Origin of the sequence: Flagellimonas sp. S3867, from assembly GCF_014698935.1 — a bacterium.
In the GTDB taxonomy this organism is placed as follows: domain Bacteria; phylum Bacteroidota; class Bacteroidia; order Flavobacteriales; family Flavobacteriaceae; genus Flagellimonas.
Genome location: NZ_JACVMN010000003.1, coordinates 1 through 17,933, shown reverse-complemented (window position 1 = coordinate 17,933; position 17,933 = coordinate 1). Strand labels below are relative to the sequence as shown.

At 35.2% G+C, this 17,933-nt stretch carries 16 protein-coding genes; 15 read left to right on the top strand and 1 reads right to left on the bottom strand.

Annotated elements, in window-relative coordinates:
* Positions 1-19: 19 nt before the first annotated feature.
* The 5 genes from IAG46_RS13400 (at position 20) to IAG46_RS13380 (ending at position 6,910) form a co-directional block, all read left to right on the top strand.
* Positions 20-1,360 carry a hypothetical protein gene (locus tag IAG46_RS13400; RefSeq protein WP_190810901.1) on the top strand — a complete coding sequence of 447 codons (1,341 nt, stop codon included), beginning with the start codon at positions 20-22 and terminating at the stop codon, positions 1,358-1,360.
* Positions 1,361-1,508: 148 nt separating this feature from the next.
* The gene (locus IAG46_RS13395) at positions 1,509-2,114 is read left to right on the top strand and encodes an RNA polymerase sigma factor (protein ID WP_190810900.1); all 606 of its coding nucleotides are present in this window, start codon (positions 1,509-1,511) and stop codon (positions 2,112-2,114) included.
* Positions 2,104-2,853, top strand: a complete 750-nt coding sequence (locus IAG46_RS13390) for a tol-pal system YbgF family protein (protein WP_190810899.1) — start codon at positions 2,104-2,106, stop codon at positions 2,851-2,853. Before IAG46_RS13395 ends, IAG46_RS13390 begins: the two co-directional genes overlap by 11 nt.
* A 33-nt stretch (positions 2,854-2,886) precedes the next feature.
* Positions 2,887-6,123 (top strand): CHAT domain-containing protein, encoded by a 3,237-nt coding sequence (locus IAG46_RS13385; protein WP_190810898.1) that lies wholly within the window; start codon positions 2,887-2,889, stop codon positions 6,121-6,123.
* A 196-nt stretch (positions 6,124-6,319) separates the two neighbouring features.
* Positions 6,320-6,910: an outer membrane beta-barrel protein gene (locus IAG46_RS13380; protein WP_190810897.1), complete on the top strand. Its 591-nt coding sequence runs from the start codon at positions 6,320-6,322 to the stop codon at positions 6,908-6,910.
* A gap of 358 nt (positions 6,911-7,268) precedes the next feature.
* Here the strand turns inward: IAG46_RS13380 and IAG46_RS13375 are convergent, their stop codons facing one another.
* Positions 7,269-8,033: a hypothetical protein gene (locus IAG46_RS13375; RefSeq protein ID WP_190810896.1), complete on the bottom strand. Its 765-nt coding sequence runs from the start codon at positions 8,031-8,033 to the stop codon at positions 7,269-7,271.
* Positions 8,034-8,471: 438 nt separating this feature from the next.
* Here IAG46_RS13375 and IAG46_RS13370 point away from each other — a divergent pair, with 438 nt between their 5' ends.
* The 10 genes from IAG46_RS13370 to IAG46_RS13325 all read left to right on the top strand — a co-directional run bounded on the left by IAG46_RS13370 (position 8,472) and on the right by IAG46_RS13325 (position 17,601).
* Entirely contained in the window at positions 8,472-9,146 is a 675-nt protein-coding gene (locus tag IAG46_RS13370; RefSeq protein WP_190810895.1) for a recombinase family protein, read from the top strand.
* A gap of 83 nt (positions 9,147-9,229) precedes the next feature.
* A complete protein-coding gene (locus IAG46_RS13365) occupies positions 9,230-9,499 on the top strand; it encodes an Imm27 family immunity protein (RefSeq protein WP_223826709.1) in 270 nt (89 codons plus the stop codon).
* 546 nt (positions 9,500-10,045) lie between these two features.
* A complete protein-coding gene (locus IAG46_RS13360) occupies positions 10,046-11,419 on the top strand; it encodes a DUF2314 domain-containing protein (RefSeq protein WP_190810893.1) in 1,374 nt (457 codons plus the stop codon).
* Positions 11,420-11,444: 25 nt separating this feature from the next.
* On the top strand, positions 11,445-12,770 hold the full coding sequence (locus tag IAG46_RS13355; protein WP_190810892.1) for a hypothetical protein: 1,326 nt from the start codon (positions 11,445-11,447) through the stop codon (positions 12,768-12,770).
* Between the two features lie 52 nt (positions 12,771-12,822).
* Positions 12,823-14,265 (top strand): two-component regulator propeller domain-containing protein, encoded by a 1,443-nt coding sequence (locus tag IAG46_RS13350; protein WP_190810891.1) that lies wholly within the window; start codon positions 12,823-12,825, stop codon positions 14,263-14,265.
* An 84-nt stretch (positions 14,266-14,349) separates the two neighbouring features.
* On the top strand, positions 14,350-15,132 hold the full coding sequence (locus IAG46_RS13345; protein ID WP_190810890.1) for a hypothetical protein: 783 nt from the start codon (positions 14,350-14,352) through the stop codon (positions 15,130-15,132).
* A gap of 47 nt (positions 15,133-15,179) precedes the next feature.
* Positions 15,180-15,635 carry a hypothetical protein gene (locus IAG46_RS13340; RefSeq protein WP_190810889.1) on the top strand — a complete coding sequence of 152 codons (456 nt, stop codon included), beginning with the start codon at positions 15,180-15,182 and terminating at the stop codon, positions 15,633-15,635.
* Between the two features lie 75 nt (positions 15,636-15,710).
* The gene (locus tag IAG46_RS13335) at positions 15,711-16,595 is read left to right on the top strand and encodes a toxin-antitoxin system YwqK family antitoxin (protein WP_190810888.1); all 885 of its coding nucleotides are present in this window, start codon (positions 15,711-15,713) and stop codon (positions 16,593-16,595) included.
* A gap of 43 nt (positions 16,596-16,638) precedes the next feature.
* On the top strand, positions 16,639-16,848 hold the full coding sequence (locus IAG46_RS13330; RefSeq protein ID WP_190810887.1) for a hypothetical protein: 210 nt from the start codon (positions 16,639-16,641) through the stop codon (positions 16,846-16,848).
* A gap of 111 nt (positions 16,849-16,959) precedes the next feature.
* Positions 16,960-17,601 carry a hypothetical protein gene (locus IAG46_RS13325; protein ID WP_190810886.1) on the top strand — a complete coding sequence of 214 codons (642 nt, stop codon included), beginning with the start codon at positions 16,960-16,962 and terminating at the stop codon, positions 17,599-17,601.
* The last annotated feature ends 332 nt before the right edge of the window (positions 17,602-17,933 follow it).

The window sequence follows — 17,933 nt, the reverse complement described above, 5'->3', positions numbered from 1 at the left end:
AGTAAAATCAAGTATAGTCATGAAAAAAACTAAATTTTTTAAAGTAGTCTGGATACTAATGGTATCAATAAGTTTTGTGAGTTGTTCCAATGATAATGATAGTATGGTTATAGAACCCCCAATGGAATCAACACCGCCAAAAGATGATAATGATGCACCAATAAATTCTGATGCAGTAGGGCTTACCTTAATCCTAGAACAAAATTTTGGGAGTACATCTGGAGATTTTGGAAATGGGGTTGTTTCGACACCGGATGGAGGTTTCATCTTTTCGGGGATACAATCGGACGAAAATGCTTTTTTAATGGCTACAAATAGCGAACTTAATATCTCGTGGGAGAAAGAGGTAGGTGTAAGTGGAATAGGAAGCCTAGAAAATATCGTCGCATCCGAAGATGGCAATTTTATTGCTGCAGGATTCACACAAACTGATACATCTGGATTTGATTTTGATCTTTATGTTATTAAAATAGATGCTATGGGAAATATCATTTGGGAACAGACCTACGGCGTTGGAAGTATTCTGGATACATCTATAGATTTAATAGAAACCAGTGACGGAAACATAGTATTGGTAGGATCTATACAACCTGACCTTAGCGAGGATGGTGCCGGTATAAATGATATATCAGTAACAATGATCAACGAAGATGGAGTGCTCATTTGGAATAACACATATGGGGGCAGTGCTTCTGATGTAGCCATTTCTCTAATTGAAGGCAACGATGGAAACTTTCTTGTTGTAGGCACTACAACATCTGCGGATGGCGATGTATCAAGCAATAAGGGCGATGGTGACGTTTGGATATTACAAATAGATGATACTGGCCAGTTGTTGAATCAGAAAACATTTGGTTCTAGCGGACGTAATGGCGGAACATCCATCACAGCACTTCAAAATGGAAATTATATAGTTACCGCTTCCAACAACAACATTGCTGATGGTGATTTAACATCGAATAATGGCTCCGATGACCTTTGGATATTTACCATCGATGGTTCACTTAATCTATTGGATCAGGCGAGCTTTGGTGGAAGTGGCTCTGAAGGTTTTAGATCGGCACTATTAGAAGCGCCAAATGGGAATTTTTTTCTAACAACTTCTTCCAATAGCTCGGATACCGATGTATTGGAAAATATGGGAGAAAATGACTTTTGGGTTTTGAAATTATCACCTTCCTTAGAGATATTAGATCAAGTCTCTCTTGGGGGCACTAATTCTGACTTCGCTTCCAAGATGGTTCTATTAAATGCGGATAGATTTCTAATCGTAGGTAACTCATCTTCATCAGATGGGGATGTAGGGGAAAACAATGGCAGCTTTGATATTTGGGCCGTCATTATTGAAGATCTTCCGTAGAATAAGAATAATTAATAACTATTTGTACGTGAATTCATATAAAATAAAACGAGGTATTGCGTAAAACCGTTAAATAATATGTTTTGACCTTATTTGTTTTGTAAAGCTGTGGAAAACTGTAAATTACGTTTGCGTTTAAAGCAATGTAATGCACAAAGAAACCATCGCATATAAAAACAATCTTACGCAAGAAGAGTTCATAGATGGTTTAAAGACCAATAACGAATTGGTGATGGGAACTCTATATAACGGTAACTATCCAAAAATTGAGGCTTACGTAGTAAAAAACAGCGGGAGCAAGACTATGGCAAAAGACATTTTTCAAGAAGCTTTTATTGCCACCTGGAAAAATGTTCGAAACGATAAGTTTCAGATACAGCACGGCACTACCATTGATGCCTACCTATGCCAAATTGCCCGGAACAAATGGAAGGATTTTTTAAGGTCAACTACTCATAGAAATACAATAAATGCTGAGGAAGTGGGAAATTTAAGGATAGTGGAGGATGAGATAGAAACTGAAAAAAAATGTACACAGGAGGAGAAGTCCAAGATAGCTGTTATGAAAGCTATAGATCTGCTTGGCGAACAGTGCAGGTCGTTGTTGATGAAATTTTATTTTGAACGAAAATCGATGAAGGACATTGCAGGCGAATTGCAGTTAGATGCGGCCTCGACCCGAAATAAGAAATATAGATGTATGCAACGCTTGCGAGAGTTCGCTTTTGAGGCCCAAATTAGAAATGGACAATAAGCAACAACACATATCGGAACAAGAGCTTGAAGCTATCGAAAGCTATCTTTTTAACAAGATGGACGGTACTGAAAAATCAGCATTTGAAATGAAACTACAAACCAATAAAAAATTTCGGGAAGAATTTCAAAAGCAAAGGGCTTTAATAGAAGGCATAGAAGAAAAAGCACTTATATCCAAATTAAATGATTTTCATAAACCATTTCAAGGAAAGCAAGCGGACTCCGAAATACTTAAAAAACCGACTTACAAAAGAAATCGTTTCCATTGGGTTGCTGCTTCGGTTGCAGTTTTGATTGGACTGGGAAGCTTTTGGCTTATGAACAAGCCAACACAAAGTGACCGTCTTTTCTCCCAATATTTTGTTCCAGATTCAGGACTCCCAACTACCATGGGCAAGAACGATAATTATGCCTTTTCACGAGCAATGGTCGATTATAAGTATGGTAAGTACGAATCCGCTATTGAGATGTGGGAAGAGCAGCTGTCACAAAAACCGAAAAACGATACGCTTAACTATTACTTGGGGGTGGCCCATTTAGCCAATGGAAATGAAAAAAATGCTATTTCTTTTTTGAAAACAGCAGTGAAACAGGAACAAAGTGTTTTTAAGGATAAAGCGTTTTACTATTTGGGAATGGCGCTTTTAAAACAAGCCGATATTTCATCAGCCAAAGAAAATCTGAAAAAAAGTAGTTTAAGAAAAAGTAAGGAGCTCATTTCCGAATTGGGCGAATAAGTTAGTTCCCCCTCTCTTGTTAAAAATCAATCAATGTTATCCATTAGATATATTTTAATTCTCCTTTTTATTATAAGATGTTTTCATGGCCTAAACGCTCAGAACCAATCTACGGCAGATTACACAGGAATTCAGAATTTATTAGATCAAGGTAAAACCCAAGAGGCTCAAAAAAAACTGGCCCACAGGCTTTCTTTTTTTCACGCACAAAAAAATTATGATTCTTTGGTCAAATATATTCCGTTAGTGGGGAGTTTTGAACTTTCCAATAATAATCCAAAGCTAGCTATCAATAAGGCCGAAGTTTTTGTGGAAAAAATTGAAAAAAGTAAAGAGAGTCATATTATTGTGGATGCCTTAATAGCGCTATCGAATCTATATTTTAATGCGCGATATCATCAAAAAAATTATGAAGCAAGTAAAAAAGCAGTAGAAATTGCAAGGTCATCAATCGGCGTAGAAAAATCAAAAATATCCGCTTTGGAAGGAAACATGGGCACAGCCCTGTTATATTTAAGAAACAATGTTGATGCCCAAAAACACTTTTATAGGGCCAAATATATTTTGGAAGCCCATGGCATTATTGATGTAGAGCAATTTTATAATGTCTATAATAATTTGGGAAGAGTACATGCCAACCTGGTGCGTTTAGATAGCTCCATTTATTACTACGAAAAAGCTTTGAAGGTACTAGATGATCTTCAAGATGGAGATCCAGATGTATATTATAGGAGGGCAATTGTAAAAAATAATTTAGCCCTAAATTTTCAGAACATTGGCAAAACTGAAAAAGGAATTCAATACATCCAAGAAACCATCTCTGATTTCCAAACTTACATCGATAATGGCGAGGACGAATCAAAAAAGCTAAGAGCTACTAGGAATAGGCTTGTAACTATCGACAATCTCGGAACCTTTTTTTACGGAATAGGCGAATATAAGCGGGCAATTGATTTAATCGATTATTCCTATAAGCAAAAACTTGCATATTTAAACAATAACGATGCCGACATCGTTTTTTCATTGGTCATTCTTGGTGAAGCTCATCTATATGCAAGAAACTATGAGGAGGCGGTAAATTTTCTGGACAAGGCACTTGTTATTATTGATAGCGACCCACAAGGGTTGGCCTATTTAAATAGTTACACACAAATGTTGCGAGCATCTTTGGCCGAAGCCATGGAAGATTTTACCAAAGCACAATTTTTTTATGAGAAAGGAGAGGCAATTTTGAATGAAAAGTTCAAAGGGGTCTATTTACGAGAGGAGCTAAGCAGTTTTATTACCATGTCTTTATTCTATGCCAAAGTTGGGAATAAAGAGAGGGCTATAAAATTGGCAAAACAAGCATATGACTATACGAATAGAACAAATTTCCAAAACCAGCTGGTAAAATTTTATCATACCCAAAATATGGCCGAGGTCAACTTTATTCTAAAAGACTACCAACAATCACTGGAATATAGCGAAAAAGCGCTATCCTCTTTTAAATTGGGACACTTGGATGCAGATAACAAATCTGATTCGATTCAAATTACGTATCATAAACCCAAATCAATATTGATCAACGCGCAATCGAGATATTACTTGAAAAGTAATAAATCTGAAGCCTTTTTGAAACAATTATTAGAATATACCCTATCAGGGGTGGCCATTTTAGAACAACGCAAAACTGCCCTTAAATCTGTTGATGATATCAAACTGCTCATTGCAGAAAACAATGACTTTTTCAAATTTCTCAAGCGATTGTATTTGGACTTGCATGCGTTAAAAACTGATGACGCCAATCTAAAAAAGCTAATTGCCATCCACGAGTCCAGTATTTATAATCGTATTCGGGCTCGATTAAACATCAAGCAAAACTTGAGTTTTTTAGATGTTCCGAAAGAGGTACTGGAAAGGGAAAAAATGTTAAGGGATGAATTGTCCAGTTCTCTAGATCAAAAAGAAATTGAATCCTTTTTTAATACTGATAAAGCCTGGGGTACTTTTTTGGATTCGTTACGTCGAGCTTATCCCAAATATTACAAAATGCGTTATGCTACAATTGAGGAACCTTTGGACAAGTTACAGAAGCAGATTCCGTCCAAGACCACTTTAGTTCGCTATCTATTTATTGAGAATGAGCTCTACGCATATGTGGCCGATGCGACCCATGAAAAATTAGTGCACCTTAATTTTAATAGGAAAAACAATAAAATTCAGCTCCTATCCAAATATGAAAACCCCATAGCCGTAATTGCAGATGCCTCGCAGGAACTATATGAACAGCTCTGGAAGCCTTTAGCACAGCTGGTAAAAACCGAAAAAGTAATTATTTTCCCCGATGCTGAGCTTTTTAATTTAAGTTTTGATCTGTTGTGTCCAACAAAAATAAAAAGCTTTAAGGATTTTGCTACTCAAAGCCTCTTGGCCAAGCATAGTATTTCTTATAATTACAGCCTTTTGTTGTTACATGAGGATAGAAAAACAGTTGATTATAGTAATGATTTTATAGCTTTTGCACCTGAGTTCAATGATACTATGAAGGGTGACTATGAGTTGGCCATTACCGATTCTATCAACTTGGATAAAACCTACTTAACCCTTTTGCCACAGCCGTTCAGTTCAGATTTGGTGAAAAAATTCAGCAAAAGGTTTAAGGGTAGCTCATTTTTAAATGCGAACGCTACCAAACCAGTTTTTACAACTTCTGCCAAAGAGCACAAAATCATTCATATCGGCACCCATGCCGATTCCAACAATGTGAGCCCAGAACTTTCACGGCTTATTTTTGCGAAAAACACAAATGGGGAAGCCAATCTTGAAGATAATTCACTTTTTACCTATGAAATCTACAATCACGATTTTTCATCTAACTTGGCCATCCTTACTGCTTGTGAAACAGGCAAACCTACCTACCAATCGGGCGAAGGCATGATCTCCTTGGCACATGCCTTTAATTATGCGGGAAGTGAAAGTATTTTGACCAGCTTGTGGATGATAGATGAGAAGGCCAGCACCAGTATAGTAGCTTCCTTTTACGAATATGTGGCCGATGGATTTGCAAAGGACGAAGCGCTAAAAAAAGCAAAACTAGATTATATCATTAAAGCTCCGGAAGATACGGTTTCTCCCCAATATTGGGCTGGGTTGATATTGATGGGTGATGCGGAACCCATTGCTATTGCCACATCCGTTCCTCCGTTTGTATTCACAGCCGCAATTGTCATAATCCTTTTGGTTGTAGGTTTTCTTTACCTACGAAAAAAGAATGCCCGCAAAGTTTAGTCAAACTTTAAGAACGGTTTATCCCAAAAGGAAAACTACAGAGTTTTCAGGATTATCCGAATACCTCCCCCTAAGCAGATTCCTTTCATCATAAAACTTCCACAAACCTTGCATTACTGCCAAATGTACTTTGGGTGATGACATTATCCATAAACCTCGATATACCTAAAAGGAAACTCATTAAAAATCAAACCAAATGAAAACAATTACAAGAATTTTCGCCCTATTTATTGTGTGCTTAACTTATGGACAACAGGGCAGTTCCAACAACGACGGTCTATTTCAGCATTGGACGTTGGGCATCAAAGCTGGAGGCAATTTATCGGTTCTTTTTGGAGACTTAGGTGATGACAAACAAGTCGTCTATCCCAATGCGCATTTCGGAGGTGTTGCCGATCGAACTATAAACGAAGAATGGGCCATAGCTTTAGAACCGCACATTTCAATCGTGGGTAGGCGCCAAAGCGTAGGGCGCGAACGCATAACATATCTAAACATTCCAGTGCTTGCCAAGTATCAACTCCCCAATAATTTGACGGTGGACGGAGGACTACACTTGGGCGTAAAGGTTGCTGAATTTAGGGAGGCTGACAATCCAATGGAGCGTTATAAAACAATGGCGCCCGGAATTACACTGGGGACAACGTACAGTTTTAACAAAAATTGGTTTACTCAATTTCGCCTTAACTATAAAATTTCTGATGTAATTAGAGATGATGCCGGTGATACAGAAGGAACTTCTATATTGGTCTTTCAAGTGTCTGTGGGGTATACTTTTGGAAAGTAGTTAAATAATACAAGCACTTAATTACTCTTTAGCTCTATAATTCCTAAAATTTACAATATGGATTTTGGAAATTGTGGAGGTTGTGCTATTACAAATGTTTTGTAATGTTTAACAGAAAATAAATAATTGAATATCCCTTTTTCATAGAAATATAAATTCATCATAGCACTATATCAAAAAGATAGTTTCAAGCTACTCCATTTCCAGTTTGAACGCTCAGTTTTGCGGAGCTGCCATAAAGTTTAATTATGTCCAACACAAAAAGCCTAAAAAAAGAACCTCCCATATTAGGAAGGCTCTTATTCATATCCGGTTGGATATCTTCGTATGAAATTAACTAACTCTAACTTTTATTCAACTAAGGAACATTGGGGTTATTATCGTCCGGATCTTCAAGTGCAGGTACCCCATCCTCATCCTTATCCACAAAACTACCCCCTGGGCCTACCAATAGTTCAAAATTGATTGGCAGAAAAGTATTTAATACCTCAGTTTCAAATTCTGAGGTAGGTGCTGCCACTGCTGAAATGGATGAGAAAGTACTCCCCGAAATTAATAATGACCTTACAGTGATTATTGCTGTCATATTATTAAAACGGAGCAACCTAGCATTGAATTCCATGGGAATTCCAGAAATAGATTGATTACCAGAAGGAAGTGTCCTACAAACCACTTCTGGTGTACCGGTAAAATTAAAAAATGAAAACATACTGTTAATCTCGTTGGCAATGATGCTCTGAGAAGAAACTTGACCAACGGCTTGTGTACCCGGAACATATCTAAATATGGCCGAATCATCATTCCGGATTACATTGACTCCTCTAGTCCCAGTTTGTGGATCTGCAATTTCAAATGGAGTATAGCTTTGAGGAATTGTGAAGCCTAATCCTGGAAATTGACTGTGTATATAACGTTGTCCTGGATTTGGTATCAAAGGTACTTGCGTTAAAGGAGCTGGAATGCCATGGCCCAACTCCCAATATATGGCCGTGACACCTTGAATTTCTGGACATAGTCCTTGGATATTATTTTCATTTACAATGTCTCCACCAGTATCATCTTTGCTACAAGAACAAAGAATTAAAACAATAACACTGAGATAATAAATATTTGTTTTTTTCATGTTAAAGGTCTTTTCTATATATCGAAAAACCTTCAAAATGTCATCACTAATTTTTTATAAATGAGTCTGCATGCAATAGAACAAGGATATTCGTATGTTTATGTAGTTGTCACCTTTTTATGGTTATTCAAAGCAAGTTGGGTTATGTAGGGGTTCCATAAAACGAACATTTTTTAGGAATCACTACTTTTTAGATATGTCTCTTTAATTCGCCGATTTAAGGGACAACATTTTGAATTTAATATACTCCAAGGTATAAGTCCGATTCTTGGTCTTTTTTAGTAGTATCGTTAATAGACCTTTAACGGGACAATCTTGGTTTACAAAATGCACCGTTTAATTGAACTTTTGCACTAACACAAGTTCATTGATAATAAGGAGTTTACTTTTTCCGTACACTTAAATAGTTTACCTTATATACCCTTTATTGCCCCTAAGATGAAGTTCGGATATGCAAGGGTGAGTACAAAATCCCAAAAACACGATTTACAGGTGGATGCCTTTCTGAAGGAAGGAATCAAATCCAAGAACATTTATGCGGATATATCATCAGGAGCAAAGGCAGAACGAAAGGGACTGGATGAACTGCTGTCCATTTTGAGGGAGGGTGATACACTTGTGGTCTGGAAACTGGACAGAATTGCCAGAAGCCTTTCACATCTGACCAAGCTCATTGAGGATTTTGAGCAAAAGGGAATCCACTTCAAAAGCATTCAGGAAAACTTCATTGATACTACATCACCACACGGGAGGTTCATATTCAACCTGTTCGCTTCGGTTGCCCAATTGGAAAGGGACATCATCATTGAACGGACACGGGCAGGGCTTGAGAGTTCAAGGCGACGGGGGATGAAAATCGGCCGGAAGCCTGGTCTGAGCAATCAGGCATTGCACAAAGCCATGTTAGCGGAACGGTACTACAGGGACAATAAATTGAGTGTTGAGGAAATCATGAAGCTCATTGATGTTGGATCCAAAAAGACCCTCTATAAATATCTGGCATACCAAGGAAGGCGAAAGTGCCTAGAGTGTGGAACACTTTTCTGGGACAAGAAGCAAAACTTGGACAAGGCATATTGTAAAATGCACAAAAGGAAAATCAAATCCAATTGACTGTTTTACTCTCCTTTCACCGAAAACCCAATTTTTGATAAATGGGATTTTCCTACATTTATGAAAATTCAAATAAAGGATTAATGAAATACAAGGTTTTCAGTGTTGTCCAGTTTTCCGATAGTCTTGTAAAATCAAAACGGTTAGAAAAAATAGCTACTGATTCGGTCAACTGGTGGACTTTTTACAAAAACAAAGAAGCGAATTGGATTGAGTTTTATCCTTTCAGCGAACATCATGGTGGAGGAGCCCCTTATATAATTAATATAGGTTCTTCAGATTTTGAACCTTGGATAGAGGACAACAAAGATTTTGTGAATTCGGTTAGGGAGTTAATCGATACTAAAGTTTAATAAAAAGATGAAACTTCAATCATTATTCGCATCCCGAACTGAAAATCTTGCAGTAAAAATCAGTTTAGTGGATTTGAAAAAACTATTGAATGAAGGTCACAAAAAGTTTCATTTCAAATGGCTGTCTGAAAATAGTTTTGTGATAAGTTTAAATTTTTCGTTTGGAACTAATTTGGTTTTTGATACGAACTATCCCAATACCAAAAGTGATATTATTTTTTACGGAAATTTGGCTGAAAAGGAAGTTTTAAAAACAGAAATCATTTTGAGGACTAAAAAGAAACTTTTTCTTCCAATTCTTATGATTGTATTACTAATCTTGGTTATAATTTTTCAAACATTCGTAGAAATAGAATTTCCAGTTGTTTTGATTGCCTTTCTCTTATTTTCAATTCTAATTTTTGGATTTCTGAATTTTATTAAAAGTGAAGAGGATAGATTATTAAGGATATTTATGGAATTCCTCAACAATAGTTAAATTCACAATAACAAAGTTCAAAAAAACGATTTTAAAACATATCCGTTTAAGAAATAAATATTTAATAGATGCAATTGCTTAGAAAAGTATTGAAAGTCACCTTCTGCATTATTTTTTTTACAGCCGTTCTTGGTTGCAATTTTCAAAATAAGAAAAACAAAACCGAAACCGAAACAGTACCCTCAGTAAACGTTCAGAATATCCAATTTTATTCTTCTTACTGCATTTATTCGCTTGAAGAAAATGGCAGTGTTTCTTCTAAAACAATCGAACGGTTGACATCAGACTTATTACCAAACTATACGTTGGTAGATTCTCTTTCAAGTGAAACAGAAACCAATGAGTTTACAATCGTTCATTTTTCAAATCCCAAAGAAGAGTATCCTGCTCCCGATATTGGCTATTTACAGCATTCAGGACACAATCTTTCGCAAGAAGAAATGGACAACCTCCAAAACCCAACCAGTGCCATGCTTATTACCTTCACTGGAACCAATGAAAATGTTATCGCAGATAATATTCAGATAAACGCAATCATTGACACTCTACTAAATAGGTCCAATTCAGTTGTTACTGACTACGCAACCTATGAATCGTTCAATAGTAATTCTTGGAAATCGGATAGGGTTGACAAGTTCAACCATAATAGCCAAGATATTACAAGTCAATATACTATTCATTTATATCGGGATGGCAGCTTTTGCAGGGCCGTTACCCTCGGTATGGGTAAATTATGTTTACCAGATATCTCGATTGATGGAATTAGTTGTAACAATCAATACTCTTTCGCAAGTCTAATAAATTTGATCGGTCAGACTTTATTTGAGAATCCGAAGATTACAAATGAGTCCAACATTTTAGTTGACATAAACAAAATTCAAAATGACAGTGTAAGGAATTCCCTGATTTCTTCCCTCGAAGAAAATGCGGAGAAAAAAGGAATCTTGAATCTAAAATCTGTAGCTCCCCAAGAAGGAGATGCCTATAACGAACAGTACCAAATAATTTTTGAAAACCTCGATTTCTCGTCACCACAAGAAGAGCAGGAAGAGCTCATAAGCACTATTTTCGGAGCGACCGATCAAGTTGAGTATATCAATCACGACGATAAAGTCTTGGCAGCTAGCAATAGGGCAAAACAAAAATTACCAGAGTATAAAAAACTTTTTAACCATGGGCTGGAACCAGGATTTTCCTTGCTTTTAAAAGCTCCCTTTGAGACAGATAATGGAGGTAACGAATGGATGTGGATTGAAGTTACTGAGTGGAAGGAATCGAAAATTACTGGAATACTTCAAAATGATCCTTTCGAAATTTCAGATTTAAAAGCTGGCGCTATAGTTAATACCGATCAGGATGATGTTTTTGACTACATTTATTATCATGCGGATGGAACTAATGAAGGAAATGAAACTGGAGCCATTATAAGTGGTAGTAATTGAAAAGAATAAATAAAGTTCAAAAAGGATGGAAAAGAAAAATATAAGCTTTTTCAATGCTGCTGATGAAGCTAATAAGCAGGAGGTTGACAGCCACTCATTCGAAGAGAGTTTGATTTATAATGTTTTGTTTCAAAGAAAACTGGTTCTGCAAGATGCATATTATATCAATTCAAGATATTTAAGAGCTCATGTGTTAGATAATCCCTTCCATCAATTTTCTTTGTTTGAATTGGCCTCTCAAGAAGGTATTATTGTTCCCACTATTCGTAATAGAAATTTATCTTTTTTTAATAATTTAAAAGAGCTTTCCAGTGAAAGAAATTATGGTAAAAATGAACATAATTTGGATATTAAAATATTAGAAAATACCCGTTATGAAGCATTTATTAAAAACTGTCATTTCGAAAGTGAAAGTACTTTGGATAATGGTGTTGAGTTAGCTAAAGGATATAGAGATCTGGTTGAACATTTTATCATGGGTGACAAAATACCAACCTGTGCGGTTGACAATGAGAAATCTATTCAAATTAGGACTCGAGTATGGCAAGCTACAGAAGAATGGAGAAATTCAAGTTTAAAAAGAGCGATTGAAATAACAAATAATGGGGGTCTTAGTCGCTCAGAGGCTTTTTTTGCCATAGCAAGAAATATCAAGTCAACAGCTCAAAAAAATGGAAAAGAATTTGATGTAAAAAAGGGAACACATCTAGATTATAATTTAAAATTCTTGGAAGATGACCAAGAGAAACAATTTGCACTGCAGATTTTATGGTCATGGTTAAACAAATGCCATCACAAGAATATGGCCGAAAAATTAGGTGCAGGTGTTAATTTTTCATCTTATAAACCTGATTCATATTTCCTGTCGGATGCCATATTCATTGATCAACCTAAAAATGAAAATATAAAACCAAATGATTTAGAGATAACTTTACCTGCAATTGACTTTTTAAGGAAAGTCGAACCGAAAGAAATACTAGAAGTAAGAAAAAATAGAAGCGGACCTTATTTTGAAGCGCTTCTTAATTATTCGTATTTCCAATCTAGACCTAATAGGGAAAGACTAGAGAGAACACTGAAGGATTATTGTTGGGAAATAAGTCAACTGGTATCTCTGGGCAAGCGGATTGACACAACTGTACAATACGGCCCTACTGAAATATTTTCACATTTGGTAGGTGGCGGCTCTGCGTTAACATCTGCTGCGGCATCGGGAAATAGTGTCCAAATTTATTGCGCTGTAATCGGCTCAATTTGTTTAGCTATACCAATGATTGTTTCCAATTATAAAACTTATCGAAAAAAAGTGGTCAAAGCCCCTTATGTTAAGAATATTGAATTAACCTTTTAATGATTATTTTAAACTTCTTTATAACAGGAATATTAAAGTATAAATAAAGGATATGCAGAAACTACTTATAATTAGTATCATGCTAATTGCAACAAATTTATACTGCCAAAACATTTTCATTGAAAAGTATGATGACTGTAATTTGGCAAAATTCTGTTTGGACTGTGGCAATCCTAAAGCGAAATCAAGCTCTGATATAAAAGCTTATTTCAAAAACAGATTAACTGACATTCCGAAAACCTTAAGAGGAAATATTTATGTGCAAGTTATTGTGGACAGCCTTGGTAGGCAGTGCGTAAAAAGTATGCAAAGGGATGTGAATCAAAACTCTCGGAAACTTGGGATAAGAAAGATTGTCAATGAAATGAATGATTGGTCACCCTCTATTGATAAAGATGGCAAGCCTACAAGTGCAACTGTATTTTTGAATTTCAAGTTCAAGGGAGGAAGGGTAACAGTGAACTATCAGAACTTCTTTGATAATTCTTTTATGTCAAAAATCAAATCTGAAAAACCCGAACTTGAAATCACAAATAGAAGTACTTACTATAACCAGGGAACAGACCAAATTCTAGTTTTTGATAGGGGAAATTCCAAAATCAGGCATAGCTACTGTCGCGCATTATCTATTGACAAGGATGGGGTTGTTTGGGTCGGAACAGATAATGGAATATTGAAATTTGATGAAGGTGAAATGGAATTATATACTTCAAAAAACTCGGGACTAAGGACGGAAATATATGACAAGCGTCTTACGTCATCAATTATGCATTCAGCAGTAGATAGCCTGAATAACAAATGGTTTAATGATGGCTACAATACGTATAAATTTGACGGTTATAACTGGAAGGTCTTTGATTCAATAAATTCGCCAATTGGATGGGGAAGGAGAATTCATGCGGATAGTAAGAACAATCTTTGGATAGCTTCTGGAAAAGGGATAGCCAAACATTCTGATGATAAATGGACTGTTTATAATAAAGAGAACAATACTTTACCAAGTAACAAGACCAGTGGAGTGTTTATTGATAGTAAAGATAGAATTTGGGTGGGTATTTATGATGGGAGTGTAATGATTGAAAATGGAAAGACCAAGTCATTTAAAAATTCTGATACCCCTTTAAAACATGGTTCAATATTGGATGGTTTTGAAGATAAAAAAGGGAATCTATGGTTCTCACTCTATAGCGAGGGAGATAAGCATTCTGGTTTAGCAAAATTGACACCAAATGGCGAATGGAGTGTCATGAATACTGACAACTCCAAATTACCAACCAATTCGATTGCAGATTTTGTAATCGATGAAAAAAGAAACATAATTTGGATTGGTGCATGGAAGGTTGGGTTAACTAAATATGATGGTAATGAATGGTCCTTATTTACTATTGAGAACTCAAAATTTCCAAGTATCTATATTTCTGATATGGAACTAGACTCAAAAGGTAACTTATGGGTGGGAACTTTTTCAGGATTTGTGAAAGTGAGTCCAAATTGAAAAAACTATCCTTAAAACAAAACTAAGTTTACAAAAGTTCAAATAAAGGATAAAAACTAGCTGTACACAATATATACTATCAGAATGCTAAGAACATTAATCCCCCTTTTACTTTTATTAATTTTCACAAATTTTGGATTCTCACAATCTGAAAAAATCAGGATAAAGACGGGTAATTTAACTGGGTCCAATTATCTGAAAACCGATGATTTTTATTTAACTCATTATTTATATATCGATCTATTTTTAAGAGAAAATCTATTTCCAGATGCAAGTCCAGATGACGTTTCATCAATCTTAACAGCAATGAAAAAATATGTTTCAGTAGAAAACAAATTAGACATTGAGATTGAAAAACCTGGAAGAAGAAATTACTTAATCCGATTTGCAATTTTAAAGAAAGATGATGGAACCGAGCTTTTAATTGCTTTCACAAACTGGAGTGTACAAAAGAAAGAATTTGAAAAAGAAATTAAAATGGAAAATGATTCCTATACGAGATGGTACTTTCTAAATGGAGATAAAATGACCTACAGAAAAGATATGTCCAATCAGAATGATTACTCAAGTATGAATAAATCTGACTTGGCTAATGCGTATCTTTTCGATGAACTATCTGAGAACGATTCCGAAATAAAAAATATAATAGATGAAGCTCTAAATCCAAGTGATTTAAGTTTATCAGATAAAATTATGGCAAATTTAATTCTCTTGAAATACCAAATTTTTAAGAAAGAGAACGATAATGTGGCTAAGCAAACTGAATATTTAACTGAACTATTTGAAAAAAATAAATTACAGCCTAGCCTAAGAGGCTTACAAATGGTATTTGAGGCCACAAAATTTCAAATAGAATTAATTAGATAAATACTGCGAACAAAATGAACTGCAGCAAAACAAAGTTCAAATAAACGATGATAATTTCTGAAATAATTGGCAAAAAAATATCAAAAATTAGATTCAATCATAGGATTGATAATAGCATGCAGGTGTTTCAATCCCAGATTAAGTTTTCAGATGGTCAAATCATCTTATTCCCTAATGATCCATATGGGGATTATGACTTGACTAAAAGTCATGATAAAAACAAGTATTCAAAATTTGAATTTGCTCAGCGGTGTGGGTTAGCTTCAAGAATACTTTTCAAAAACAGAAAAATTAAAGACATACATTTTAGATTCTTAGATGGCGAACATTCTATCGATTCAAATGGAATTCTTGAACTTGAAAATGGCAGGTATATAACTGAGAATAGTTTTGGGCCATTAGGGTTAACAGATATCGGTTTAATTATCATGAATCAAAACCAATTTGAAAAACTTGCGGATGATGAAATTGAAATACGCTCTCTTAGAAAAGACATTCTTTAATTTTTATTGTAGAATGCATTATTAAAAATTTTAAAGTTCAATTAAAGGATGATTGTTAGACCTACATATATCAAATTGAATTTAGATTTTGATGCTGAACCTAATGCTCCAAGTCCCGAGATTTCAATTAACGATTCTACCCTAATCTTGAAGTTTTTGCTGAATCCATTTCTTTGGAATGATGTAGAAGATGATGAGCAAGCTGAATTACGTTTTAATCATGTTCTAAAGTATAGATTAGGTGGACCGGGCTCGGATAATTTTAGTGACTTTAGATATTATAATAAGGGAATTGATAATTACGGATTTTATCAATTAAAGAACTCAAATTGGACAAAAGATTTTCCACTGGATGAAAAGGTAATCTCTCGAGAACCTAATTCCGAAAATGATATTTTCAAACATTATATTTTCTTTTTTAGAGACAATACATTTGAATGTGTCGCAGAGGGTTTCAAATTTGTAAGAACAGGTAAGATTATAAAGTTTGAACAAACAATTATAACATCCATTGAAGATACAGATGTTTTAGGTCAACCAAAGCCTAGCCACCCAAGGCCTGGTAAGAAGTCCAAGTGGAGCTTCATTGTCTTGCCAATAATTGGTCTGGGAATTCTGTATGCAATATGGAGTTCAATTTTTGGAGATAATCGAGCTACTTTTTATTATCCAGACGGTAAGACGGTTGAAAGCAGGGGAGATTTTAATCAGGAAGGGGTTGGTGTTGGACGGCATACTTATTACTATTTTAATGGTTTAAGAAAGCATGAGATGAATTTTGATGATTCTGGTAATCTACATGGAGAATATTTGAACTGGAATGAAGATGGGACTTTGATAGGTTCGAAGAATTATACTCATGGAGTTAAAAATGGAGATTCAAAAGAATGGGATGATTCTGGGAACTTAATTAGGCATACTATGTATCATAATGACAGTTTAGTTCAAAAAATTAAATGAAGGAATTGCAAAAAAGAATTAATTAAAGTTCAAATAAAGGATAATGCTGGATAAAGATTTTAGTTCCGATAGATACTCTGCAATTCTTGGAAATTTAAGAGACAACAATTACCTCACTCAAGAAGACATCGATATGCTAATGAAAGACTCATTGGAACAAAGTTCCATTGTATTAACAAGTATCAGTTTGGAAAAGGCCGAAATTGTTAGGAGAGCTATTTGGGAAAACAATAATCGAAAAAAGTTCAAATAAAGGATAACCATTTGCAAATGAATAATATTCGAATAGTAACAGTAATACAGCTCTACGTATAATGGATATATGATCAATGATCATATACAATTGTTGTAGAGCATTAGAAAAATGACCAATCCAATAGAAAAAATATTTGAAACACCATTAGGACAAGTTATTTGCGGACTTTCAACAGACTCCAAGAATGTGGAAAATATTGGAGTTAAGGAATACGAAAACGGAAGGTCAATTTCATACAGAATTGGTGGGCATAAAGTTGAACTAATTGAATTCAAAATCAAGCAACCGCTTTACAACGGAGAGACTGTAAAAGATTCGAATGGATGGATTTGGAGAATAGAGAAAATAAAAGAATCAATTGACAACCTAAAGTTGAGTTGTGTTCTAAGTAATTATTCTGACAATGTGGATTTTGATACAGCTACAGGAGAACATTTAGATGCAATTGAGGCAAGCAATAATGAATGGATATTACATATAGGTACTGAAGACGGAGAAATCCTTAACTCAAGAGCAGAATCTAATGATTGGTTTCCTGAGCGATTGAAAAACAAAGTTGACTTTTATCAATCAATCACTAATATGCTCAAGGAAGGTTTTGAAACTGAAATACCAGAACTACAAATTGGAGAACAAATCCACATTCAATATTTATCAGCATATGACCAAACAAATTCTGAATCTGTTAGGACTTGGCTAGCAGTTGATGAATTCAAACGAAAACTTGAAAATTGGATTGGAATGTGGTAAGAAAAGAAAACGCTCTACAACACTGTATATAGCAAATAGGGCGTTTGGTGGTTTACGAAAGTTCAGTGTTATTTACCAACACCGCCAAATCGTTAGATTACCCGATAGGGAAATACTTAAAAATTTGGCTTTTAAGAATGAATAAATTAAAAACAAAATACAACGTTTTGGCTCAGTGCAAACTCGAAAGTTTATCGCTTTCTACTGCCCTACTTGCCATATACTAAACGTTGGAGCACATTCAGCTAAAGCCGACTTTTGTTGCTACGTGCCATGCACTCCCGCCCCAAAAGAAATGTCCTCCAACGACCCGCTAAACCAAATTACAGCCC

Coding starts and splice junctions, on each gene's coding strand:
- IAG46_RS13345 (WP_190810890.1), top strand. CDS start 14,350: ATGCTAAGAACATTAATCCCCCTTTTACTTTTATTAATTTTCACAAAT.
- IAG46_RS13325 (WP_190810886.1), top strand. CDS start 16,960: ATGACCAATCCAATAGAAAAAATATTTGAAACACCATTAGGACAAGTT.
- IAG46_RS13365 (WP_223826709.1), top strand. CDS start 9,230: ATGAAATACAAGGTTTTCAGTGTTGTCCAGTTTTCCGATAGTCTTGTA.
- IAG46_RS13330 (WP_190810887.1), top strand. CDS start 16,639: ATGCTGGATAAAGATTTTAGTTCCGATAGATACTCTGCAATTCTTGGA.
- IAG46_RS13400 (WP_190810901.1), top strand. CDS start 20: ATGAAAAAAACTAAATTTTTTAAAGTAGTCTGGATACTAATGGTATCA.
- IAG46_RS13375 (WP_190810896.1), bottom strand. CDS start 8,033: ATGAAAAAAACAAATATTTATTATCTCAGTGTTATTGTTTTAATTCTT.
- IAG46_RS13355 (WP_190810892.1), top strand. CDS start 11,445: ATGGAAAAGAAAAATATAAGCTTTTTCAATGCTGCTGATGAAGCTAAT.
- IAG46_RS13395 (WP_190810900.1), top strand. CDS start 1,509: ATGCACAAAGAAACCATCGCATATAAAAACAATCTTACGCAAGAAGAG.
- IAG46_RS13360 (WP_190810893.1), top strand. CDS start 10,046: ATGCAATTGCTTAGAAAAGTATTGAAAGTCACCTTCTGCATTATTTTT.
- IAG46_RS13350 (WP_190810891.1), top strand. CDS start 12,823: ATGCAGAAACTACTTATAATTAGTATCATGCTAATTGCAACAAATTTA.
- IAG46_RS13390 (WP_190810899.1), top strand. CDS start 2,104: ATGGACAATAAGCAACAACACATATCGGAACAAGAGCTTGAAGCTATC.
- IAG46_RS13370 (WP_190810895.1), top strand. CDS start 8,472: ATGAAGTTCGGATATGCAAGGGTGAGTACAAAATCCCAAAAACACGAT.
- IAG46_RS13385 (WP_190810898.1), top strand. CDS start 2,887: ATGTTATCCATTAGATATATTTTAATTCTCCTTTTTATTATAAGATGT.
- IAG46_RS13380 (WP_190810897.1), top strand. CDS start 6,320: ATGAAAACAATTACAAGAATTTTCGCCCTATTTATTGTGTGCTTAACT.
- IAG46_RS13340 (WP_190810889.1), top strand. CDS start 15,180: ATGATAATTTCTGAAATAATTGGCAAAAAAATATCAAAAATTAGATTC.